The organism is Streptomyces sp. NPDC006879, from assembly GCF_042869595.1.
Taxonomy (GTDB): Bacteria; Actinomycetota; Actinomycetes; order Streptomycetales; family Streptomycetaceae; genus Streptomyces.
The window spans coordinates 1-22,778 of the sequence record NZ_JBIAGC010000043.1 but is presented as its reverse complement, the minus strand read 5'-3'; the positions used below and the strand labels follow the sequence as shown (position 1 = coordinate 22,778).

General features: G+C 69.9%; 19 protein-coding genes. 9 read left to right on the top strand and 10 right to left on the bottom strand.

Annotated features, from left to right (window positions below):
* Positions 1-109 precede the first annotated feature (109 nt).
* The gene (locus ACFYMC_RS24560; RefSeq protein WP_388528911.1) at positions 110-1,498 is read right to left on the bottom strand and encodes a cryptochrome/photolyase family protein; all 1,389 of its coding nucleotides are present in this window, start codon (positions 1,496-1,498) and stop codon (positions 110-112) included.
* A gap of 196 nt (positions 1,499-1,694) precedes the next feature.
* On the opposite strand from ACFYMC_RS24560, the gene ACFYMC_RS24555 reads away from it, so the two are divergent.
* On the top strand, positions 1,695-3,728 hold the full coding sequence (locus ACFYMC_RS24555) for a hypothetical protein (protein ID WP_388528909.1): 2,034 nt from the start codon (positions 1,695-1,697) through the stop codon (positions 3,726-3,728).
* Between the two features lie 37 nt (positions 3,729-3,765).
* Here ACFYMC_RS24555 and ACFYMC_RS24550 read toward each other — a convergent pair whose 3' ends face one another.
* Together ACFYMC_RS24550 and ACFYMC_RS24545 are read right to left on the bottom strand one after the other, a co-directional pair.
* A complete protein-coding gene (locus ACFYMC_RS24550) occupies positions 3,766-4,212 on the bottom strand; it encodes an SRPBCC family protein (RefSeq protein ID WP_388528907.1) in 447 nt (148 codons plus the stop codon).
* Positions 4,185-4,841, bottom strand: a complete 657-nt coding sequence (locus ACFYMC_RS24545) for a histidine phosphatase family protein (RefSeq protein WP_388528905.1) — start codon at positions 4,839-4,841, stop codon at positions 4,185-4,187. Before ACFYMC_RS24545 ends, ACFYMC_RS24550 begins: the two co-directional genes overlap by 28 nt.
* A 273-nt stretch (positions 4,842-5,114) precedes the next feature.
* On the opposite strand from ACFYMC_RS24545, the gene ACFYMC_RS24540 reads away from it, so the two are divergent.
* From ACFYMC_RS24540 to ACFYMC_RS24525, 4 genes are read left to right on the top strand one after another with little or no spacing between them, the layout of a single operon-like run.
* Positions 5,115-6,386, top strand: a complete 1,272-nt coding sequence (locus tag ACFYMC_RS24540; RefSeq protein ID WP_388528903.1) for an NAD(P)/FAD-dependent oxidoreductase — start codon at positions 5,115-5,117, stop codon at positions 6,384-6,386.
* Positions 6,383-7,108 carry a DUF1365 domain-containing protein gene (locus tag ACFYMC_RS24535; protein ID WP_388528901.1) on the top strand — a complete coding sequence of 242 codons (726 nt, stop codon included), beginning with the start codon at positions 6,383-6,385 and terminating at the stop codon, positions 7,106-7,108. Before ACFYMC_RS24540 ends, ACFYMC_RS24535 begins: the two co-directional genes overlap by 4 nt.
* Positions 7,105-8,355 (top strand): class I SAM-dependent methyltransferase, encoded by a 1,251-nt coding sequence (locus ACFYMC_RS24530; RefSeq protein WP_388528899.1) that lies wholly within the window; start codon positions 7,105-7,107, stop codon positions 8,353-8,355. The genes ACFYMC_RS24535 and ACFYMC_RS24530 overlap by 4 nt, the downstream gene beginning before the upstream one ends.
* Positions 8,352-9,170, top strand: a complete 819-nt coding sequence (locus tag ACFYMC_RS24525; RefSeq protein ID WP_388528897.1) for a DUF1295 domain-containing protein — start codon at positions 8,352-8,354, stop codon at positions 9,168-9,170. The genes ACFYMC_RS24530 and ACFYMC_RS24525 overlap by 4 nt, the downstream gene beginning before the upstream one ends.
* A 125-nt stretch (positions 9,171-9,295) precedes the next feature.
* On the opposite strand, the gene ACFYMC_RS24520 is transcribed toward ACFYMC_RS24525, so the two are convergent.
* Positions 9,296-10,075, bottom strand: a complete 780-nt coding sequence (locus ACFYMC_RS24520; RefSeq protein ID WP_388528895.1) for an alpha/beta fold hydrolase — start codon at positions 10,073-10,075, stop codon at positions 9,296-9,298.
* Positions 10,076-10,189: 114 nt separating this feature from the next.
* Between ACFYMC_RS24520 and ACFYMC_RS24515 the strand changes: the two genes are divergently transcribed.
* Entirely contained in the window at positions 10,190-11,128 is a 939-nt protein-coding gene (locus ACFYMC_RS24515) for a MerR family transcriptional regulator (protein WP_388528893.1), read from the top strand.
* A 704-nt stretch (positions 11,129-11,832) separates the two neighbouring features.
* Here ACFYMC_RS24515 and ACFYMC_RS24510 read toward each other — a convergent pair.
* A complete protein-coding gene (locus tag ACFYMC_RS24510) occupies positions 11,833-12,237 on the bottom strand; it encodes an SHOCT domain-containing protein (protein ID WP_388528891.1) in 405 nt (134 codons plus the stop codon).
* Positions 12,238-12,753: 516 nt separating this feature from the next.
* Here ACFYMC_RS24510 and ACFYMC_RS24505 point away from each other — a divergent pair.
* Positions 12,754-14,325: an alpha/beta hydrolase gene (locus ACFYMC_RS24505; RefSeq protein WP_388528948.1), complete on the top strand. Its 1,572-nt coding sequence runs from the start codon at positions 12,754-12,756 to the stop codon at positions 14,323-14,325.
* Between the two features lie 287 nt (positions 14,326-14,612).
* On the opposite strand, the gene ACFYMC_RS24500 is transcribed toward ACFYMC_RS24505, so the two are convergent.
* The 4 genes from ACFYMC_RS24500 to ACFYMC_RS24485 form a co-directional block, all read right to left on the bottom strand.
* Positions 14,613-15,560, bottom strand: coding sequence for a SigB/SigF/SigG family RNA polymerase sigma factor (locus tag ACFYMC_RS24500; protein ID WP_388528889.1), 948 nt, complete (start codon positions 15,558-15,560; stop codon positions 14,613-14,615).
* Between the two features lie 246 nt (positions 15,561-15,806).
* A complete protein-coding gene (locus ACFYMC_RS24495; RefSeq protein ID WP_388528946.1) occupies positions 15,807-17,441 on the bottom strand; it encodes a glycoside hydrolase family 20 protein in 1,635 nt (544 codons plus the stop codon).
* A 168-nt stretch (positions 17,442-17,609) separates the two neighbouring features.
* Positions 17,610-18,440, bottom strand: coding sequence for an ammonia-dependent NAD(+) synthetase (gene nadE / locus ACFYMC_RS24490; RefSeq protein ID WP_388528887.1), 831 nt, complete (start codon positions 18,438-18,440; stop codon positions 17,610-17,612).
* 96 nt (positions 18,441-18,536) lie between these two features.
* Positions 18,537-19,043 carry a MarR family winged helix-turn-helix transcriptional regulator gene (locus ACFYMC_RS24485; RefSeq protein WP_388528885.1) on the bottom strand — a complete coding sequence of 169 codons (507 nt, stop codon included), beginning with the start codon at positions 19,041-19,043 and terminating at the stop codon, positions 18,537-18,539.
* Positions 19,044-19,153: 110 nt separating this feature from the next.
* On the opposite strand from ACFYMC_RS24485, the gene ACFYMC_RS24480 reads away from it, so the two are divergent.
* Positions 19,154-20,380: an MFS transporter gene (locus ACFYMC_RS24480; RefSeq protein WP_388528883.1), complete on the top strand. Its 1,227-nt coding sequence runs from the start codon at positions 19,154-19,156 to the stop codon at positions 20,378-20,380.
* Between the two features lie 139 nt (positions 20,381-20,519).
* Positions 20,520-21,182: a DUF2278 family protein gene (locus ACFYMC_RS24475; protein WP_388528881.1), complete on the top strand. Its 663-nt coding sequence runs from the start codon at positions 20,520-20,522 to the stop codon at positions 21,180-21,182.
* Between the two features lie 245 nt (positions 21,183-21,427).
* Here ACFYMC_RS24475 and ACFYMC_RS24470 read toward each other — a convergent pair whose 3' ends face one another.
* Positions 21,428-22,468, bottom strand: a complete 1,041-nt coding sequence (locus ACFYMC_RS24470; protein WP_388528879.1) for a hypothetical protein — start codon at positions 22,466-22,468, stop codon at positions 21,428-21,430.
* Positions 22,469-22,778 lie beyond the last annotated feature (310 nt).

Here is a 22,778-nt window from a genome sequence, read left to right as displayed (position 1 = left end):
GCGTAGTACGTGGTGGGCGCCGCTGGTGACGGCGACCACGCTCCTGTCACACCACCTTCGGGTGATCTCCCGGATTCCGCACCTCGCACCGTTTTCGCAGCGAAATCGATCAGGCCTCAGTCGAGCCCCGTGCGCTGCGGAAGCGAGCCAGCCCTTCGGAGAGCTCCACCAGCGGCTCCGGATAGTCGTACTGCGCTCGATCCAGACCGGTCAGCTTCCACGGTTCGTGCACGGCAGACCCCGGCAGCTCGGCGAGTTCGGGCACCCAGCGCCGCACGTAATCGCCCCGCGGGTCGTAGCGCTTGGCCTGTACCACCGGGTTGAGGACCCGGTTCGGCCGGCTGTCGGTGCCGGTGCCGGCCATCCACTGCCAGTTGAGCTGGTTGTTCGCCGTGTCGCCATCCACCAGCAGGTCCAGGAAATGGCGGGCCCCCACCCGCCAGTCCACGTAGAGGGTCTTGGTGAGGAAGCTGGCCGCGAGCAGCCGTCCACGGTTGTGCATCCATCCCTCGTGGTTCAACTGCCGCATCGCCGCGTCGACGATCGGATAGCCGGTGACCCCGCGCTTCCATGCCTCGATTTCCCGCGCGGCTTCCCGCTCCGTGCGCCAGCGGTCGTGTTTGGTGCGGTAGTCGGCGTGGGCTACCGCCGGTCGGGACGCCAGCACCTGGTGATGGAAGTCGCGCCAACACAACTGGCGTACGAACGCCTCGGCGCCCGCCCCGCCCTTGGCCCTGGCCCGTTGGACGGCCTCCACCGCCGAGAGGGTACCGAAGTGGAGGTGCGGGGACAGCCGAGAGGTGCAGTCACCAGGCAGATCGTCGTGGCCTTCTTCGTATCCACCGATCCCGCCAGGACCACGGTGGAGCCACGAGCCGAACCGATCCCTGGCCTCGGGTTCACCGCCGCGGGCGAGACCGGGGGAAACGCCCTGGACCTCGCTGCGGTTCGGCAACCGGAGCGAGCCGATGCCGGGCGGTACGTGGACGGCCCGGGGCGCTGCGAGCGGATCGCGCACCCGTTCCTGGGACCAACGGCGGAAGTAGGGGGTGAAGACCGCGAAGTGATCCGAACCCTGCGGGGTCACCTGCCCCGGAGGTACGACCGTGACCACCGGTTCGTGGACGTGCAGGGCGCAGCCGGCCCCCTCCAGCGCCTTGCGCAGCCGCTCCTCGCGTCGCTGTGCGAACGCACTGTACCCGCAGGAGACATGGACCTCGCGCGCGCCCGACTCGGCGACAACCCGTCCGACCTCCTCGACCAGGTCTCCGCTGCGCAGCACCAGTCGCCCGCCCCGGGCCCGCAGCCCGGCGTCCAGCCCCGCCAGGCAGTCGGCGAGGAACGCCAGCCGGTTGGGGACGGCGAACCCGACGTCCGAGACCCGGTCGTCGAGGACGAACAGCGGTACTACTTCACGGCCCGTCGCCACCGCCGCCCGGAGCGGCGGATGGTCGTGCACCCGCAGGTCGCAGGTGTAGAGGACGACAGAAACGGTCATCGGCGCTCCCATGGGCGTCAGTGCGGAGGTGTCATGGGGTACTTCGCCGCCAGGGGCCGCATCGGATGCACCTTCGGCGGCCGGATGGCCGGCGCACCTCCGGAGGAATCCGGTGACCATCCCAGGAATCACTCGTTTAGAGGAGGGACGAGCCGCCCGCACGCGGCGAATACCCCACCGGGAGGGCGCCCGCCGCATGTCCACACCCTTTGCGCGTACCGGGCGACGCGGTGCCCGGGCCGTGCGGCGCACCGGGCTCGACCGTGCCGAGGCAGCTCTGGTCGAGCAGTACGCCGCACTGGTTCGCCTCGCCTACCTCGTGCTGCCCACGGCCGCTGGCCGCCACCGGCGTGTCTTGCTCGCTCACGCCCTCGTCCAGCAGGCGATGCCCGTCCTGCGGGCGCCCGGCCGCGAGGCCCCGGTGCCCGCCCAGGCCGCACCAGGGCGGGGCGCCCACCGGGCACCGGAGCCGTCCTGGCCATGGGAACGGGTGCTGCGTGCGGCCCTGGCCTACGACCGGCGTCCAGGCTGGTGGCCCCGCTTCCTCGATCCACCGCGGGCCCTCCTTCCACGACTGCCCATCGTCCACGGGCTGCGGCTCTTCCCCCAGGTGGGGGAACCCGCGGAGGTGGCGCTGGCCCAGAGCCTCTCCACGGCGGACGCCCCCACCCGGGCAGCCTGGCTCATGCGGTATGTCGAGGGATTCGACGAGACGGCGGTGCGCCAGCTGCTGGCCCGAGCCGGGATCTCGGAGCCGGATGCTGTTGTCCTCGCGGCCCAGCGCCTGCACGCGGGCCTCGGGTCGCTGGCGTCCTCGTGGAACTCACCGTCCTTCGACCCCTGCTCCTTGCAGACTCGGCCCACCGATCTGTTCCGCCGCCGCCGTCGGCAGCGAGCCGCCGGCGCCCTGCTGCTCGGCCTGGCCGTGCTCTCGTCGACCACCTTGCAGTGGGGCGTCACCCCCACCGAGCAAGGACGTGCCCTGCCGGTGACCTCGATCCGCCCTGTTGAACTGGTCCGCGCCGGTGCTGAGGCGTGGGCCGACACCGCCCGGGTGGACTTCACCGCCTGGCCGCCCCGCGGCAACTTGATCGGAGACGAGGCACTGCTCGCGCGCGCCCTGACCGCCTGGGCGAAGACCGGGTCGGCGCAGTCCGCCAACACCTCGGTGGTCCTGACCCCGAGCACCACTGCTGGTGGGGCGCCACCGGCGGGCACTCAATTGCTTTACGCGGGTCGGATCGGCGGCATGGGGGTGGTCGTCTTCCACGATGGCCGTCGCATCGTCCGTTACACCGAGCCACCGGCCACCGGATCCTCCGGCCCGGGGCCGGAGGTGGCCCTGGCGCGGGCCGATGACGCCGATGTCACCACGGCTGCCGCGATCGTGCTGACGCGCACCAACCAGGGCCCCCGCTACCTGTTGGCTCCGTGGATCGACCAGGCCCGGACCCGGGACCTCCTCGCGCCCGGTTCCCCCGAACGCCCCCTCGGCCTGTCCCGGGACGGGGTGACGGCACCGGTACCGGCACCCGGGCGGTCCGCTCCCGCCGGCTGCACCACGTGGCCGGTCCTGTACCTGCGTTCCTCGGGCCGGATCGTCGAGAAGCACTCGTTCCTCCTCGCCGACCTCGGCGGTCTGTCGCCGGCCCACCTGACCCATACTCCGCTGCCCGCCGCCACGTCGCCGGCTCGCCAGCCCCGCGAGGCCACCGGCCCGGAGGGCCTGGCGGCCTGGTCGCGCGCCGCATGTGGCCTGGCCCGGCTGCGGGACCAGGGGGTGCGGGCGGTCAACATCTGGGACTTCGCCGAGCAGCGGCTCCCCGAGGGGGGTGATCGGGCCGTGTGGTCCTGCACCCGGGCGAGCAGTTGGCGGGGCCCGGGTGACGTTCGGGTGGAACTGCGGACCCCTGCCCTGCCGGGTAGCCCCGTCCTCGTAGCAGGGAGCGCCCGCTCCACCGCGGCTTGCGGCCGGTTCGGCCAGCACGTGTTCGCATCGGTGCGCTGGACCTCCGCTTCTGGCGCCCGCTACCTGCTGGCGGCCGGTAGCAGGCGGGTCACCTCGATCGCTGTGAGCGGGGCGTCCGCGGGGAGCGGAGGTAGGACCCGTGGCCGTACCCTCACGCTGCCGCTGTCGGGCGAACGTTCGGCGACCCCGCTGCTGTCCGCCACCCTGGCGGACGGATCCCACAGCCCAAAGTGTGCGGTGGGACTGTGTCGGTTCCCCTGACCCTCCGCCGTCGACGCGGCGCCGAGCACCCGGGCGGTCAGTGCGCCTCGATCGCCGTCTTGATCCTTCGGCCGAAGTCGGGGGCGTCCCTACGGGCAGCGGACAGCGCCAGGCCGACGATCAGTTTGCCGAGGCCATGCCCTTCCAGGACGTTGTAGATCCGTACGCGGGTACTTCCGTCGGGCAGCGGTTCCAGGTCGTAGCCGCCTTCGCTGGCGGTGACGAGGTTGTTGCTGATCTCGTTCCAGCGCACCGTGCGCGGCGGTTCGAGGACATTGATGCGGAACTGTCGGCCGGTCTTCATCCCGGCGTCCTTGACCGTGCTGCGGAAGACCGTGCCCACTGCGGTCGGCCCCTCGGGGGTCCGCTCGATCTTCTGGACCCGTGGGCTGAACTCGGGGTCGTTCCTGCCGTCGGCCAGGTACGCGAAGACCTCCTCGACGGGCCGGTTGACGATCACGCTGGTTTCGAACTGTCCAGCCATGGGTCCGCTCCTTGGGGTGCGTTCTCGTAGTGCAGGTGTGCGCTGTCGTTCCACCGCTCGATGGCCGGGACACCGTGCTCGGAACCCAGGATCGACAACGAGGCCGCGCTCAGCTCCAGGTGAGCGGCGAAGGACACCGGCTCGCCCAGCCACCGGGCTGCCAGGGCCCGCAGGACATGGGCGTGGGCGAAGAGCAGCACGTCCCTTCCGCTACCGCGGGCCCACCCCACCACGGCGTCGGCGCGGTCGGCCACCTGCTCCAGGCTCTCGCCGTCCAGCACCCCGTCCCGCCACAGTTGCCAGTTCGGCCGTTCGGCCAGGATCTGCGGGGTGGTCAAACCCTCGTACGCGCCGTAGTCGAACTCCCGTAGCAGGTCCCAGCTGCTGGCGCGGGCACCGAACCCCGCCAGCTCGCAGGTCTGGGAGGCACGTATCAGGGGACTGGTGCGGACCTCGCAGTCCGGCAGCCCGCTCAGCGGGGGGCGGCTGAGCCTGCTGCCGAGTCTGGCGGCGTTGCGACGTCCTTCCGGCAGGAGCGGCAGGTCGGTGCGTCCGGTGTGGCGTCCGGCCAGCGACCACTCGGTCTGACCGTGGCGGACCACGAACACGCGGGGAGATTCGGCTGCCATGAGGAACTCTCCCGTCGCGGCATGGATGCGTGGGGCGACCCGGACGCGGGGTCCTTGGCCATCATGGCGCCCCCACCCCACCCGGGCGCCCCCGCACTGCGCCACTCGGGTCATTGCTGCATCTGCGTCCCGAAAATACGAGGCACAAACGATGCAAGTTGAGAGCAGTGTCAGTGGGAGACAAGGCTTCGGACACCGCACGGGGGCAGCGGTACCCGGGTCCCACCACCCGGCGGCTCATCCCCGCAGCCCCCACACACCGAGGGGAGCGGAATGCCAGGGGAACGACGGCGGGTAGCCGTGATCGGATCCGGCGTGGCCGGTCTGACCGCCGCCCACGTACTTGCCAAGGCGCACCGGGTCGAGCTCTACGAGGCCGACTCACGGCTCGGAGGTCACGCCCACACCCACGAACTGCCCGGGTCTGACGGACGCACGCACCACGTGGACTCAGGATTCATCGTTCACAACCGACGGACCTACCCCAATCTGGTGCGACTCTTCGCCGAACTCGACGTCGCCACCCAGGAGTCGGAGATGAGCATGTCCGTCCGCTGCGAGGGCTGCGGACTTGAGTACGCCGGCGCCCTCGGCCCCGCTGGTGTGTTCGCCCAGCCCCGGAACGCCCTGCGTCCCGCCTACCTCGCCATGCTCGTCCAGATCCCCGCCTTCCATCGCGCGGCCCGGCGGCTGCTCGCCGCACCCGTGCCGTCTTCACTGACCCTCGGGGAGTTCCTGCGCCGTGGGCGGTACACCTCCTACTTCACCTCCCACTTCATGATCCCACTGGTCAGCGCGGTGTGGTCCTGCGACGCCGCCGACGTCCTGCGCTACCCGGCCCGGCACCTTTTCCAGTTCCTCGACCACCACGGGATGCTGGACATCGTGGGTTCGCCCACCTGGCGCACCGTGACGGGGGGCTCGCACACCTACGTCGAACGGATCACCAAGCAACTCGACGCCGTCCACAGCAACACCCCCGTCCGGGCAGTACACCGCCCGCCCGGTGGTGGCGTCGATCTTCACACCGACCTGGCATACGAGCACTACGACGCCGCGGTCATAGCCGTCCACCCGGATCAGGCGCTACGCCTGCTCGCCGCCCCCACCCGACCGGAACGGGAGGTGCTCGGGGCGTTCCGCTACTCCCGCAACGCCGCCATCCTGCACGGCGACACCCGGGTCCTGCCCCGGGCCCACCGGGCGCGCGCCTCCTGGAACTACCTGCTGCCCGACTGCCGTACTGCCCCCGACCGTGCCCGGGTCAGCTACGACATGAACCGTCTCCAGCGTCTCGACGCGCCCGAGAGGTACCTCGTCACCCTCGGCGAGGACCAACCCATCGCCCCGGAGCGGGTGCTGGCCCGCATGACGTACGAGCACCCCGTGTTCAGCGCCGAGTCGGTCGCGGCCACGAGCAGGTTGCCGGCGCTCAGCGGTCCGGTCCTCGCCTATGCCGGTGCCTACCACGGATGGGGGTTCCACGAGGACGGCTGTCGTTCGGGTGTGGCCGCAGCCGCTGCCTTGGGGGTGCCCTGGACATGACTTGCGCCCTCTACCCATGCACGGTCACCCATGTGCGGCGCACCCCCGTCCGCCATGTCTTCCGCCACCGGACCTACCTGTGGCTCATCGACCCGGACCGGCCACCGAGGCTCCCCGCCCCGCTCCGCCCTCTTGCCCGCTTCGACCCCCGCGACCACTTCGCGGGCACCGCGCCCACCATCCGGGCGGGTCTGGAGGCGTTCCTGGCGGCGCGCGGAGTGGACCTGGCAGGGGGGCGGGTGGTGATGCTCACTCAGGCCCGGGTGCTGGGACACGTCTTCAACCCGCTCACCCTGTACTGGTGCCACGGACCGGAGGATGTCCTGCGCTGCGTCGTGGCCGAGGTACACAACACCTACGGAGAGCGACACTGTTACCTGCTGATCACCGACCCCGATGGACGCGCCCGTATCCGCAAGGAGTTGTACGTCTCGCCCTTCTACCCGGTCGCGGGAGGCTACCGGATGCGGCTTCCCGAGCCGGGGCCCCGGCTGAACGTCAGGGTCACCCTCGACCCCCCACAAGGCGCCCCCTTCACCGCCACGGTGCGGGGCGCCAGGCGGGAGTTCACCCCAATGGCTCTGGTGCGACAGGCCTTGAGCCACCCGCTTTCCACCTTCGCCGTCTCCTTCGCCATCCGCCTCCACGGCAGCTACCTGTACCTGCGCGGACTGCCTGTCCAACCCCGACCCCGCCACCCAGCCCAGGAAGGCGCCCGGTGACCACTTCGCTCAACCGCCAAGCCGCCACCGTCGATCCCGACCGCTGGCCCGACGTGGTCGCGTTGCCCGCCGCCAGTGCGCTTCGCACCGCCACGGCCCGCTTCCTGGTCCGTCGCGCTCTTGCCGTCCTACCGCTCTCGACCGCTCTGGGAGGGTGCGAGACCATCGGCGCGGGCGGTCCAGAACTCCACGTCCACGATCCGCAGCCGTTCTTCCACCGCATCGGGGCCGGTGGACTCATAGGCTTCGGTGAGTCCTACATGGCGGGGGAGTGGGACGCACCGGACCTCGTAGCCGTGCTCACCGTGCTTGCCCGCCACGCGGCGGACCTCGTGCCGCAGCCGCTCCAGCGGCTTCGCGGACTATGCGTGCCCCGACAGCCCACCGACCAGCGCAACACGCCTGAGGGAGCCAGAGCCAACATCCGTCGTCACTACGACCTGTCCAATGAGCTGTTCGGACTCTTCCTGGACGAGAGCCTGACCTATTCCTGCGCGGTGTTCCCCAGGCTGCCCGCTCGTTGGTCGGCGCTCAAAGCTGCACAACACCGCAAGATCGACCAGCTCTTGGACCTCACGGGCGTCAAGGCGGGCACCGAGCTGTTGGAGATCGGCACCGGCTGGGGGGAGTTGGCCCTGCGGGCTGCGCGCCGCGGAGCCCACGTCACCTCCCTCACCCTCTCGGCACGACAACAAGCCCTGGCCGAGGCGAGGATCGCGGCAGCCGGCCTCAGCGACCGCGCCCGTGTGGAGCTCTGCGACTACCGGCAGGCGAGGGGGCGCTACGAGGCCGTGGTGAGCGTGGAGATGATCGAAGCCGTCGGCCAGGAATTCTGGCCCGAGTACTTCGCCGTGCTGGAGGGCAGACTCCGTCCCGGAGGTCGCGCCGCAGTCCAGGCGATCACCATGCCGCACGACCGGATGCTGGCGTCACGGTCCACCCACACCTGGATCCAGAAGTACGTCTTCCCCGGCGGTCAGCTGCTCTCCACCGAGGCGGTGCAACAGCTCGTCACTGGGTACACCCGGCTGAAACCCGCCCATCAGGCTGGCTACGGAGCCCACTACGCGGAGACGCTGAGGCTGTGGCGGGAGCGTTTCACCGCCCGTTCGGCCGAGGTGGAAGCACTCGGCTTCGACGAGACCTTCCGCCGGATGTGGACCCTCTACCTCGCCTATTCGGAGGCCGGCTTCCGAGCCGGGTACCTTGACGTCCAGCAGTTCCTGCTGGTCAAGGAGGACACGTGAACGCCTTCGACTGGTCAGCCTTCACCCTCGGGCTGCCGGCCGCCGCGGGTGCCGCCCTCGCCGTGCTCCTGGCCACCTTCGTGGTGTCGCTGCGCAAGGGCATGCACCGGATCGTCGACGTCGCCTGGGGCCTCGCCTTCACCGCCGTCGCGGTCGTGGCCTTCTCGATGTCCCGCGGCCACGGTGACGCGGGACGGCAGCTGCTCGTCCTGGCCCTGACGTCCCTTTGGGGGCTCCGGCTCGCCGGGCATATCCTGCGCCGCAGCTGGGGGCACGGTGAGGACCCACGTTACGAGAGGATGCTCGGCAAGGCCCCGGGAAGCCGTTCCGTCTATGCGCTGCGGAAGGTCTACCTGCTCCAGGCCGCGTTGGTGTGGCTGGTGTCGCTGCCCGTGCAGGCCGGTATGTACGTCGCGGGGTCCCCGGGGGTGCTCACCTGGGTGGGTTGTGCGCTCTGGACCCTCGGGTTCGCCTTCGAGACGATCGGCGACCACCAACTCCACCGGTTCAAGGCCGATCCGGCCAACCGTGGGCGGATCATGGACCGCGGGCTGTGGAGTTGGACCCGACACCCCAACTACTTCGGGGACTTCTGCGTGTGGTGGGGCCTGTTCCTGATCGTCTGCGAAGCGCCCACGGCAGCGGCGGCCACGATCGTCTCACCGGTCGTGATGACCCTGCTTCTGACCCAGGGCAGCGGCAAACGCCTCCTGGAGGCCCATATGGCCGATCGCCCGGGTTTCGCCGAGTACCGCTCGCGCACCAGTGGCTTCTTCCCCCTGCCTCCGAAGCGGAGATCAGCCACCGGCCAGTAGGCGCTGGCGCCGGCGCTGCGAGCCGGTGGACCCTTCCGGGTCGGCGGCACTGGGCCGCGCCTTCCCATCTGACCCGGGACCGTACCCCCGCTACGGTCCCGGGTCCGGGGCGTGGCAGATCGGGCTCACCCCGAGGAGCGCAGCCGATAGCCCTCTCCCGCGGCGGCCCGCAGCAGTACCTGGGTCAGCTCCGCGGGCTGCGAGAGCATGGGCCAGTGCCCCGTCTCCAACTCGAAGAAGCCCACCCGAGGATCAGTGAGCACGTCGAAGCGCGGTCCTCCGGTCGCCACCAGACTCTCCACCATGGAGATGCTCAGCCCGCCCGCGGTGCAAAGCACCCCGCTCGTCGATACCTGCGTGAACGCCCCTGACAGCCGCAGTGGTTGGGTGTAGGTACCCAGCGGCTGGGGAGCGGCAAGCCTAGTGAGTCGAGCCAACTCCCGCTCCCCGATGCCGTCGGTGCTACCCCATACGGACCGGTCCTGAACGGGAGGCGGTGCGATCAAGCGGTCCTTGGACCGCTGCGCGGCCTCGCGTAGCCGGTCCCGGACCTCGCAGGGGGTCTGGTCGAACACCGACACGCCGTCCACGGGCATGGGGGCGTCCACGTAGACGATGCGACTGAGCCGCTCCGGTCGGTTGTCGGCCGCGCCCAACACCGGGTGGATTCCGTAGCAGTGGCCGACCAGCACCAACTCAGGCTCCTCGATGTGGTCGATGAGTTGGACAAGGTCCTCGATGTGAGTCCCCAGATTCGTGTCCCGGTGCGCCAGGTGCCGCCGGTCGCCCAGTCCGGTCAAAGTCGCCGGGTACGCCCGAGCCCCATGGGCGCGCAGCTCCTCCGCGACCTCCTGCCATACCCAACCTCCGGTGAAGCCGCCTGATACCAGCACGAAACTCGTCATCGCTGCCTCCTTGTCGTCCTGCGCGTTCGCTGTCTCTCGGGCGCCCGGGCCGGGCGGACCGGTCCGGCGGGCGCACCGGTAACGTAGGAACTCCCCTTAAGGGAGGTTCAAGCCTTGTTTTCCGAGACTGTGTTGTGGACGATCGGCGAACTGTCGGAGCGGGCAGGCGTGACGGTGAAGACGGTCCGCTTCTACTCCGACCGTGGTTTGCTCCCCTCCGCCGCCCGCAGCGCCGGAGGCCACCGCAGGTACGGTCCCGAATCCCTCGCCCGACTTCGTACCATCCGCTCCCTGCGCAACTTGGACCTCTCCGTGGAGCAAGTGGCACGGATCCTTGACCGGGACGATTCGCTGGAAGACGTCATCTCCCTCCAACTTCGCGCCCTGGAGCAGCAGAAGGCGGCCCTGAAGTGGCGGGAGGCAGCGCTGAACCTCCTCCAGGGCTGCTCCGTCGAAGAACGGGCTGAGCGGCTTCAACTGATCGGTTCCCTCGGCAGCCCACCCAGCACGGAGCCAATGATCCGCTTCTGGCGCCGATTGCTCCCGTTGCGGCTGCCTTCGCGGCTGGTCTCCTCGATCACGGAAGCTGCTGTGCCGCAGCCACCGGCCGATCCGAGTCCCTCGCAGGTCCTGGCCTTCGCGCGGCTCCACGCGCTGACCTCCGGAGTCTGTTCCACGGGTGGGGGGTGCCGCTCAGCCAGCCGGCTACCGGCGAAGGGGACGAATGCCGCCGTGCTCTACGACGGACTGCGCGAGGCCTACGCGCTGGCGGCGGTGGAGCTGAGCGCGGAGCGAGCGCCCGCCGGGGGCGAGGCGCTCGACTGTTTCGTGGCAGCCCACGCCAGCTCCGCCGGTGACCGTGACACCTCCGTCTTCCGCCGCCAACTGAGCTATCTACTCGCACGCACCGCGGACCCGGTGATGGACCGGTACTGGCGTCTGACCGCGCAACTGTCCCCTGCCGCGGCGAGCGGGCGGGAGCCCACTCTCGGGGCGTCCCACGCATGGTTGCGGGAGGCGCTGGACGCACAGACCAGCGCGGCGGTCGGTTGAGCTCACACCGTCCCCGCCCGATGGACGGGGCGAGGTCAGGTCAGCCCCTTAGCGGTGGCTTAAGCGATTCCTAAGGACGACGGAGGGAGCTGGCGGAACGGCTCTTGCCGATCTAGCGTTCCAGATGTCGGCGCTACGTGGCCCTACCCCCACGGGGTCACGTACGCCGTCGACGGTTCGAACTCGCCCGACGAGCGATCCATGGGCGCGACGCGAACCGTGGACCGTGTGGAAGGCGTAGGTCCATGTCCGGGCCGCGGCAGCGAGAGCAGGATCCTGCCCCCGAACCGGTCAGCATCGGCCTGCGAGCGGTGCAATGGAGCAGATCCAAGAGGAAGGGGGGTGATCGGCGCACCAGGTGTGCCTCCACGCAGAGGTCGGCCGCTTGGCTTCCCCTCCCCGCAGACCACGGCCTGGAGGCACGCATGCCCGAGTTCACTGAGTTCCCGTTTCCGACGAGCGCGGCCTGAACTTCGGTGAGCACACCGTGACCTCGGTGTCTGACACCGTCGCGCTGTCGCAGAGCCGCTTCCCTCACCCCCGCCCTGCCCCCCTCGGCTGGGAGTGAGGGAAGCCGCCTTCGAGCGCTGTCCTGTCATCCCCGGCGGCGCACGACGGCAACTGCGCCTCGCCCTCTGGGCAGCCGGCACCGTCATCGACGGGGGAGCGGGGTCGATGACGGCGCCGATCGCTGAAGCACAGCTTCAGGTCAGGAGTTTGGCCTTCGCTTTGTCGAACTCCTCCGGCGTGAGCGAGCCGTTGTCCTTGAGTTCGGCGAGTCTGGCGAGTTCTGCCACGTGGCTGCCGCTGGCGCTGCCCTCTGGCTGGCCCGCTGCGTCCCGGACGTACGACCTGAAGGCGGCTTCCCGCTCCTGAGCCGCGTCCATGTCCCGCTGGCCCATCGATTTCCCGCGGAAGATGACATACAGCAGGACGCCGAGGAAGGGCAGGATCAGCGCCAGGATCAGCCAGCCTGCCTTGGCCCACCCGTTCATGTCGTGGCTGCGGAAGATGTCCGTGATCACCTTGAACAGCAGGAAGAGCCACATGATCCAGATGAAGAACCAGAGCATGGTCCAGAAGAGATTGAGCAGTGGGTAGTCGTCCATAGTCCGCTCCATGGGTTCGACAGGGCGCTCCGTGCGCCCGGGGCTCGGCCGGAACACCCCGATCCCTAACAGTCATAACACCGGCGATCGCTCCCCGCGCGCGGGGAGCGACCGGCCCGGGCCATCGGTGTGAGGGCTCGGCCTGGTGCGGACAGCCATGGCGGTGCCGGGGCCGGTGATGGGGCGAGCAGCCGGTGCACCGCCCGCGCCGTGACTGGCGGCGCGCAGTGTGGCTTCCTCCGGCGGCAGAGGGTGCCCTCGGGGCACCCGCGATGGTGCGGGCGGTCCTCTGGTTCGGGCCGGTCGACCCGCGGGGCCCGATGCGCGCCTGTGCGTGTAGGGAACGCCGCTCCGGCCGAAGGTGGACTTGGCCATCAGGGAGATCCCTGAGGTGACGATCCGTCGCATCCGCCTGAAGTAGCAGTAGTTGAGGTCCATGGGGTGATTCCCCCACCGCCCGCGCACACCAGAGTGGTCATGTACCGCACACCTGATGAAAGGACCGCTCTCGTGCGCATGCGGAGAATCGCTTCGCTGCTGTCCCTGGGCATCGTCGCCACCGTCCTGCCGGGCGTCACACCCGCGCAGGCAGCCACCCCGTCCACCTCGGCCTCCACGGAGAGTCATCCGGCGCAGAAACCCAGTTGGCGTCGGTGTGACCGAGCGCAGCCCGCAGCCTTCCAGTGCGCGACCATCAAGGTGCCGCTGGACTATCGCAAGCCGGCGGGTCGAAAGATCGAGGTGGCGATATCGCGGTACAAGACATCGAAAGCCGCGAAGCGCCACGGGGTCCTGCTGTTCAACCCGGGGGGTCCGGGGGGTGAGGGCCTCGACATGCCTTTGATGGCACTACAGATGTTGTCGAAGTCCGTGCGCGAGAGGTACGACCTCATCGGCTTCGACCCGCGGGGCGTCGGTCACAGCACGCCCGTGACCTGCGGTCTGACCGAGGCCGAAGGTGATCCGGTACGCCCCTACAAGCGGGCCACCTTCGACCGTGATGTGGCCTGGGCCCGGAAGGTGGCCCGCAAGTGCCGGGCGAGGTCAGGAGATTTGCTGCCCTTCATCACCACCCGCAACACCGCCCGCGATATGGACGCCATCCGTGCCGCCCTCGGCGAGCGCAAGATCTCCTACCTCGGCTACTCCTACGGCACCTACCTGGGTGCCGTATACACCCAGATGTTCCCCCGGCGCTCCGACCGGATGGTTCTGGACAGCGGCGTGGACCCTGCCCGGATCTGGCGGGGGATGATCCAGGTGTGGGCTTCGGGGGCGGAGCCCGTCTTCACACGCTGGACGAAGTGGGCCGCCAGGCGGGACGCCGAGTACCACTTGGGGACCACCCCGACAGCGGTGTCCAGAAAGTTCTGGCGTCTGGTCGCCCGTGCCGAGCGCGAGCCGATCGTCATCGACGGACAGAAGTTCACCGGCGACGACATCCGCAGCGCACGTGCGGTGTTCTTCAGTCTCCAACCGGCGGCCGAGTTCGTCGCGGCACTCAACGAGGGTGCGGCGGGTCGGTCCGCGCACCTGCCGGAGCTGCCCGTGGCTCCTCTTGACGGGAAGGTCGGGCCGGCCCGTACCGTTCCCGCGGACAACGGTGCCGCCGCCTTCTTCGCCGTGATCTGCGCCGACACGCGCGCATGGCCGCGAGAGCCCGCGCAGTACCGCCGGGACGCGGTCCGGGATCGGGCCAGGTACCCGCTGTACGGTGACTTCGTCTCCAACATCACCCCCTGCGCCTTCTGGCAGAAGGGCGTCGAACCCGCGACACGGGTGCGCAACGAGGTGCCCGTGCTGACCGTGCAGAACGAGTGGGACTCCCAGACCCCTCTGGCCAGCGGTCGCGGTCTGCACCGGGCCCTGATGGGTTCGCGCATGGTCACGGTCGACGAAGGAGAGGGGCACGGCGTCTACCTACTCGCCGAGAACTCCTGTGTGGACGAGAAGGTCGACAGGTATCTCACTGGTGGGCGGCTCCCGTCCCGTGACGTCACCTGCGGGGCTGCGCCTCCTCGCGCCGAACGGCACGGCACGGTCTTTCCTGAACTGCCGCGCTTCCCGTTGGATCCCGCTCGGTTCTGAGCCGGTCCTCGCGGTGCCTCGGGTGCCAAACGGTGTCCGGGCGTCGAGTGTCGGGCACCACAGCCTCGTTGGGACGTCGCTGCGGAGCCTGCGTCCGGACTGGGACCGCGCCCCGCTGCCTCTGGCGCCACCCTTTCGCCTGGCCGCGTGAGCCGGCGCGTAGACGACGCGGCGGTCCTCGGCCGCCGGCCCCGCCAGCCGCCCGCTGCATGCGGTTCATCACCGCGTGGCGGGGGCGGCTCGGCGGGCCGATCGTGCGGGCGGGTGGCCGCGAGGCGACCGTGCCGCTACTCGGTCAGCAGGTCCGCCCGTAGGCGCGAGAGCAGACGTGAAAGCAGGCGGGACACCTGCATCTGCGAGATGCCGAGATCGGCTCCGATCTCGGCCTGGGTCATGTCCTGACCGAACCGCATCTGCAGGATGCGCCGGTCGCGATCGCCGAGGTCCTCAAGGAGGGGGGCGAGGGCATGGAAGTTCTCCACGAGTTCGAGCGCGGGGTCGCTCTCGCCCACCACGTCGGCCAGGGACCGTGCCTGGTGCCCGGCGCTGGCCTGTTCCTCTGACTGCGCGGGTGCGTCGAGGGAGTCGGTGGAGTAGCCGTTGGCGGCCACCAGGCCCTCCAGCACCTCTTCTTCGGTGCGCTCCAGGTGAGTGGCGATCTCCTTGACCGTCGGAGCCCGCCCGAGCACCGCGGTGAGTTCGTCCCGGCACTTGGCCAGTTCGATGCGCAGTTCCTGGAGCCGTCGCGGAACCCGTACGGCCCAGGTCGAATCCCGGAAGAACCGTTTGATCTCCCCGATGATGTACGGCAGTGCGAGGGTGGAGAATTCGACGTCCCGACCGGGGTCGAAGCGGTCGATGGCCTTGATCAGGCCGATCGTTCCGACCTGGACTATGTCCTCCATCTCCATGGAGCCGTCGGCACCTTCGGCGCGGGTGCGAAACCGGCGGGCCGCGAAGTGCACGAGTGAGACGTTCATCTCAATGAGCGTGTTGCGTGCGTACTGGTAATCCTGAGTGCCCTCCTCCAGCGTCTGGAGGCGGGCGAAGAACAGCTTCGACAGTTCCCTCGCGTCGGCCGGCGCGACGTCGCGTGCCTGGGCGATCTGTGGCAGCTCCGCGTCGGGGTCCACGGGGCTGTCCTGCCCCGGGATCTGTGGCCCTTGTGGCGCCTTCGTGCTCGGCGCGGGTGCATCGGGATCGGTAAGGAGAGTGCGGGTGGCGGAAATGGGCATGGGCCTTCCTTCCGTGGGTGAGCGGGCACGCAGGTGCCCTTCTGTCCGGCTCGACCGTATCCCATGCAACTTTTTGTATGACTTCGTCAAGTGGGCACCTGGTCACCCTCGGTGAGATCCGCACTCTTCGAGACGGTCGAACACCCCTGCTCGGCGTCGCCGCCGGCGCTTCGAAGCGGCTCGGCAAAGCCGCTGGGACACGCTGCGTAGCGGGGCAGGGGGTGCCGGCCCGGCTTCTGGGTGGCCTCAGCGGACCTGCGTCGCGAGGGTTGCGAAATCGTTCCATGGCAGAGCCGGTGGGCGCGGGTCCCACACCTTCTGGGCAAGTGCGGCCAGTGGCATCCGGATGCCCCGTGCCACCTGCTCCGCCGTCTGCGCCTGGGACAGGTCGCACCACACCGCCAGCCGAGCCCCCAGTATCTGGTCGGCGTACTGGGCGGGAACCGCGGTGCTTCCGCGCAGCACGCGCGGCGTCCACTGCTCGTAGATCCGGCGGCCGGTCGGGTAGGCGAACTGGTTGGGCTCGCCGAGCACGTAGTAGAGATACTCGTCGTTGAGGTTGACCAGCCGGCGCCCCTCTCGCAGGTACTCCACGGGTTGGCGGGCTCCCAGTTCCTTACCGGTCCAGTACTCCACCTGGAGATCCTGGTCCGCTCGGGCCACGCCGTTGGAGAAGAACCCGTCGTTCCACGCGCCCAACTGCTTGCCGGAGGGGCGGACCACGGCCGCGCGGTCGTTCAGCCATCCCGTCGCCAGGTCCTGCACCCTCGCCTGTGCCCCGTACCGCTGCCGGGCGGCGCTGGCCAGTTGGGGGAAGGACGCCTGCGGGTCCTTGACCACGAGCGCCTGGTACTCGTCCGCGCCCAGGTGCCAGTAGCCGCCTGGGAAGAGCGGCACGAACTCGCGCAGCAACTCGTCCATCAGCTCCGCGGCGGCGGGGTTGGATATGTCGACGGCGCCCTTGACAGCCCGTCCCCGTACGTCGCGCAGTTGCAGTTCGGGGTGGGCGCGGAGGACGGCGCCGAGGTGGCCGGGGGAGTCGATCTCGGGGACGAGGTCGATGTGCAGGCTGCTCGCCAGGGCGACGATCCGGCGCACCTCCGCCTTCGTCAGGTGTACCGCGGAAACGATCTCCGGATGGGTGTCGGATTCGATGCGGAAGGCCTGGTCGTCGGAGAAGTGCAGGCCGAGTTGGTTGAGCTTGAGGTCGGCCATCTCGCGCAGCCGCTGCTCGATCCAGGCGGCCGAGAAGTGCTTGCGGGCGATGTCCAGGTTCAGGCCCCGCTGCGGACGGTCCGGCGCGTCGTGGACCGTCCCCTCACCCGTGCCCCCGCCGGTGCGCACTGCCTGCTTCAGCGTCCGGGTGCCGTAGAAGACGCCGGCCTCGTCCGGTCCGGTGATGCGTACCTGGCCGTCGTGCGTGGCGAGGGTGTAGGACTCGGGGGCGCCGTTGCCGGACGCGTCCAGGGAGAGCAGTACGTCGCCGGGGCCCGCCGCGCCGTCCGCGGCGAAGCCCAGCTTCAACTCGCGTGCGAGAAGTTGCCCCTCGTCGGTCAGCGCGGCGCTGTTCGCGGGGACGACCACCCGGGAGCCGCTCGTGGGCTTCCAGCCTGGCCCGCGGGCTGCCTGGAACTCACGGACGGCGGGTACGGTGGCCGGCGCGGTGGACAGGGCGTAGCTGCGGCTCGGCGAAGGGCTCGGGGGCGTTGCCGGGGAGGCGTTCTGAGGAGACGTCCCGGGCGCGGCGTCCCGGGGGGTGGCGGTGGCGCTGCTCGACGGCCCCGCCACGTCGGCCCGGGCGGCGCAGCCCGAGCCGACCAGCGACAGGGTCAGCGCGGCCACGGCCGCTATGAGGGAGTGACTTCTTCCGGTTTGGCGCATCACTCGCCCATGGTCCCCCACCGAAGTGACCCCCGGCTCGTTCGATCACCAGTGGGGGCACTGACACCGATGTGGTGTCAGGGGCGCACGCCGGTGGGGTGTCCCGGGTGGGGCGGGGCGGTGGACACGGGGCAGCCCTTGGGAGCGGGGCGGGCCGGATCCCTTGGATCAGGGGGCGACCGGGAGCTGTCGTTTGTGTTCCGTCATGCGGTAGCGCCGCAGAATGGTGGCGAATGTCTCCTCGCCCACCGGCTTGCCTTCCAGGAAGTCGTCGATGTCCTCGTAGCTCACCCCGAGCGCGTCCTCGTCCGGCTTTCCGGGGTCGAGGGTCTCCAGGTCGGCGGTGGGCGTCTTCCATACGAGCGCCGTGGGGGCACCGAGCCGTTCGGCCACGGCGCGTACCCGACGCTTGGTGAGGCCGGTCAGGGGAACCAGGTCGGCTGCGCCGTCGCCGTGCTTGGTGAAGAACCCGGAGACGGCCTCGGCGGCGTGGTCGGTACCGACGACCAGCCCCTCGTGCGCTCCCGCGACGGCGTACTGCGCGATCATCCGCTGGCGGGCCTTGATGTTGCCGTGGACGAAGTCCTGGTGGTGGGCGTCACGGAAGGACACCCCGCCGGCGACCGCAGCATCCAGCGCGGCGTCGCTGGCCGGCTTGATGTCGGTGGTGATGACCTGGTCGGCGCGGATGAAGTCCAGGGCGAGCTGTGCGTCCCGTTCGTCCGCCTGGACCCCGTAGGGAAGGCGCATGGCGAAGAACCTCGCGTCGTGGCCGCCTTGCCGGGCCCGCTCCACGGCCAACTGGCACAGTCTGCCGGTGGTGGTGGAGTCCACTCCGCCGCTGATGCCGAGGACGAGCGATCGCAGGCCGGTCGACGTCAGCCGTTCGGTCAGGAAGGTCACCCGGCGTTCGATCTCCATCGCGGGGTCGAACTCCACGGGCACTCGGAGGTCCCTGGCGATTTCCTGCTGCAAGGCGATGGACGCCGGTGCCGTCACGGCTGCTCCTCCTGGTTGGTCGGGGTGCGCGAAAGGGGGGCCGGGGCGTCGCGCCCCGGTCCCCTGTGGCGATGACTCTATGCCTCGCCGGAACCCTCAGGTGATGGAGGTGTCACCGAAGGACTCCAGCAGGACGCGCAGGCCGTCCCCGATCCGCTCGCATTCCGTCCGGTCCAGGGCCTGGAGCATCCGCACCTGGTTGCTCAGGTGGGCACTCATGACGGTTTCGGTCACCTCGTGACCGTGCGGGGTGAGCCTGATCCGCACCGTACGTCGGTCCCCGTCGTCCCGGACCCGCTCCACCAGCCCCTTGGTCTCCATGCGGTCGATGCGGTTGGTGATGGCGCCCGAGGTGACCATGGCGGCTTTGAGGAAGGCGCCGGCGGTCAGTTCGTAGGGCGGTCCGGAGCGGCGCAGGGTGGCGAGGACGTCGAACTCGCCGTGTTCCAGGCCGTGCTGTGCCATGAACGCCCGGTACTCACGGTCCAGGACCCGGCCCAGGCGTTGGATGCGGCCGAGGAGCTGGACCGACCAGAGGTCGTCGGCGAGCTCCGGTCGTTCCTGTCGCCATTGCTCGACGATCGCGTCGACTGCGTCGCTCATGATCCGCACATCCCTTCAACGTGAACCATCTCAACGTTAAGGCACTTGACGTTGAAGCGGTCGTCGCTGTTTTATCTCAACGTTGAGATAATCAACCTTGAAGGATGCTTATGTCTCATCTCCGCACACGGCTGGGAGCCACCACGGCGACGGCTCCCGCCCCGCCCCGCAAGGTCCCCGCGCTCTGGCTGGCCCTGTTGGCGACCCCGTTCGCCGCCGGGGCCAACAGCCCGGTGTTGATCCTTCCGGACATCGCCTCTTCCCTGGCCATCCCCACCGCCTCGGCCACCTGGTTCGTCACAGCGTTCGCCTGGGGTGCCGCCATCGGCACCCCCCTCCTGGCCGGTCTGCTCAGACAGCGCGGAGCGCGCACGGCCCTGTGGACCTCCACGGCGCTCCTCACGGTCGGCACCCTCCTGCTGGCCACAGCCCCCTGGCTGCCCCTGGCCCTGGTCGGACGCGTCGCCCAGGGGACCGGCGGCGCCGGACTGATCACCGTCGCCATGGGCCTCGCGGGAACGGCGCGCCGGATGGGCGTCATCGCAGCCGGCTTCGGAGTCCTCGGGGCTGCGGGGCCGCTCCTCGGCTCGTTGGCCGCCGACGCATCCACCTGGCGGGTGCCCCTCTCCTTCTCCGCGCTGGCGCTGCTGGCGCTCCCCGTGGTCGCCGGCGCGCTCCCCGCCGATGCGACCGCGGGCCCCCGAGTGGACTTCGACGCCCGCGGCGCCCTCGCCCTGGTCGGCCTCGTCACCGCGGCCGTGGCCATCCCACTCGCACCACTCGTCGGAGCCGCCGCCGCTCTGATCAGCGCCCTCCTCCTCGCCCTGCACGTGCGGGCGCGCCCGGAAGGCTTCGTTCCCGCTGAGCTGCTGCGCACCCCGGCCTTCGGGGCCGCCGCCCTCCTGGCCAGCGCGTTGTCCACCTGCTATTTCGCACTGCTCTTCGCCGTGCCCCACCTGCTCGCCTCGCGCACCGACTGGTCCGACCGCGTCATCGGTGCCGGCCAACTGGTGGCGCTGCTCACCGGCGCCATCCTCTCGTGGCTGCTGGCAGCCGCCTCCTCGCGGCTCGGGCGGGCCAGGGTGCTCGCAGTCCTCGTGCTCCTCGGCCTGACCGCCCCCCTCATGGCAGCCCTCGCGCCCTGGGGCGCCGCCCTGCTGCTGGCCGCCGGGGTGGCCGTGTTCACGACGACGGCGGGAAACGCGACCCTGTCGATGCAGGCGGCCGAGGCCGCCCCGACGGCGATCCGTCCTACCGCCATCGGCCTGTTTACCCTCTGCTACCAGATGGGTGGCGCCTTCGGGCCGGCGATCACCACCTTGGTGGTACTCAGCTGAAAGAAGGGCCGATCGCCTTGCGCACCCCGCTGCGGCCAGGTGCGGCGCCGGGAGCCGGGCGGGGCCGCGGCGCCGCCACGAGCGATTCGTCGTGCGTGCTTGCCGACGCCACCCGGACCGGCGGTGGTTGACTGAGGACATGCCGCTCGATGACTACGGCGTCCTGTCCGGAACACTCCAGCACCACTTCCGCGACCAGCCCGATACGCAGGGCCGCTGGTTCCACATCAATTTGGAGGTCGACACACCCGCAGGGCGCTATCGGTGCGCCGTCGATGTGGACAGCAAGCAGTCCACCACCGGCGTGCAGTGGAAGACGCTCACCATGGAGGCGGCGGCCCTCGGCCCGGTGGCCGGGCTGGGGCCGGGCTATCAGGACCTGGTCCGCAGGGCCGGAACGGGCGCCTTGGACTACCTGCGGCACCCGGCCCTCGCCGGGCGTACTGGCTGCCTCGCCCGCGCCGTCCCCGAGCGTCTGCGGGAAGCGGTCGAGCGAGTGAACGCGTCCCGTCCTTGGGCTTCCGGCTCCAACCTGGACGCCGCCGAGGCCTTTGAGCCCATCCTGGTTCCCGGACGGACCGTACTTGTCTTCGGTGAACCCTTCAGCCAGGGACTGGGCATGCACAACATCCACCAGAACCAGGGTGACCCGTACGGCAGTTCCTGGTGGTCGGAGAACGGCATCTGGCAGGACGGTGGCACGGCGGTCCGCCGGGACGACGGCCAGTTCGACGTCTTCCTCTCCAAGTTCTCCACCCAGGCGGAGCACACCGACGAACAAGGGCACCCGATCTCGACTTGATTCTCGAACCCGGGGCCTGAGTGAGCCTGCGCAGTGGCAACAGGTGCACACACAGCCGGCCTTCGGCTGGGCGCTGTGGTCCGGTCAAGGGGGCATGCGCACAGCTCGAAGGCCTTGGGGCGAGTTGGCTGCAGCACACCGCCCGGCAGTCTCTATGTGTCGAACTACCCGTTCCAACCAGGTGAGTTCGCCCGTCCGGCTGGATTGTGGGTGTCGAGATCGAGACCTGCCGGACCGAGCCGTCCTCAGCCGCGCGCCGGGTCAGCGTCCGCGTGCCGTGGGCCTGGAGCGTGGGGCGGGCCCACCGGCTCGGTGACACGCAGTTGGCGGAGCAGGCCGCCGTAGTCCTCGTCGTCATCGCTGATGAAGATCGGCAGCGCACCGTCGACCAGCCCGACCCCTTCGACCTTGAGCCCCGAGCTGCGGGCGAGCTCCAGTGGCGGATCGACCGGCTGCAGCCGAGCCCCGAGTGGCCCACCCGTGCGTACCGTCGCTGCGTGGTAGACGGCGCTGTCGAAGGGGCCGAGGTCGCCGGGGTCGTAGGCGGAGGAGATGTAGAGATTGCCCTTGTTGTCGATGTCGAGGCCCGAAGCGGGCCGTGCACCCGGCGGATTGGGCGCGGTGAAGGACACCGATGTCCACTTCCGGCCGAACCTGATCCCGCCGTCCTCGGTGATCGTCAGGTGGGTCATGTTGATACGGGTGGTGTCGCTTCCCTGCGCCCGCTCGGCGTACACGAAGTAGTCCCTGCCGCGCACCGTCGCGACGCCAGTCGCCTCCACGTTCACGAGCGGCTCGGGCGTCGCGGGCCAGGGCACCGAGCCGGCGATCTTGACGTTGAGGTCTTCGTCCCACCGGGCGAGGTAGATGGTGGGGTCGGGATCAGTCCCGTCCGCGTTGCTCTCCACCAGCAGTGCCTCATTGCGGTGCGGCACCCGGGCGATGCTTTCCAGGTCGTTCGGCACGCTTGGGAACTTGACGTCGAGTTCCTTGACGATGATGCCGTCGGTGTTGACGGGTGTCCGTACGATCGAGAGGCGTGGCAGATCGCGCTCGGCGTCGTTGTCCCGGGTGTCGTGGCAGACCAGGAACGTTTCTTGGGGCTGCTCAGCGTTGCCCGTGCTGGCGAGCCAGGCGATGCCGCTGAACTCGCGCGGCGCCCTGACCTCGCCCCGTCCAGGAGATGAGGGGTCGGCGGGGTGGTCGCCGCCGCCCGCGGTGAGGGCGAGAGCACCTAGCCCGGCGACGGCCGGCAGTAGCCTGCGTGCAAGGGACCGACCTCGCATCAAATGTCCTCCCGTAGCGCGGCGGGCACGGCCGCCGGGCCCGCTCGGGACGAAACGCTAGAGCACCTGCCTACGGGCCCGGCCCAGGCGTTGCCGGAGACGACGCGCGAATGTGAATTCCCCCGGAGGGAGCGCGGCTGATCGAGGGAAGAGCGTCTCGGGGCTGAGCGGGCGGCGAGTTCCTGCGCTACCGCGCGGGGCCGCCCGCCCTGTTGCGGGGGGTGCCTCTATGTCTTTCGTCAAGGCGCCTGTGTGGGGTTTGGGGTGGTTCGGGGTTGCTGGGGTTATGCGGCGAGTTCGACGTCTTTCG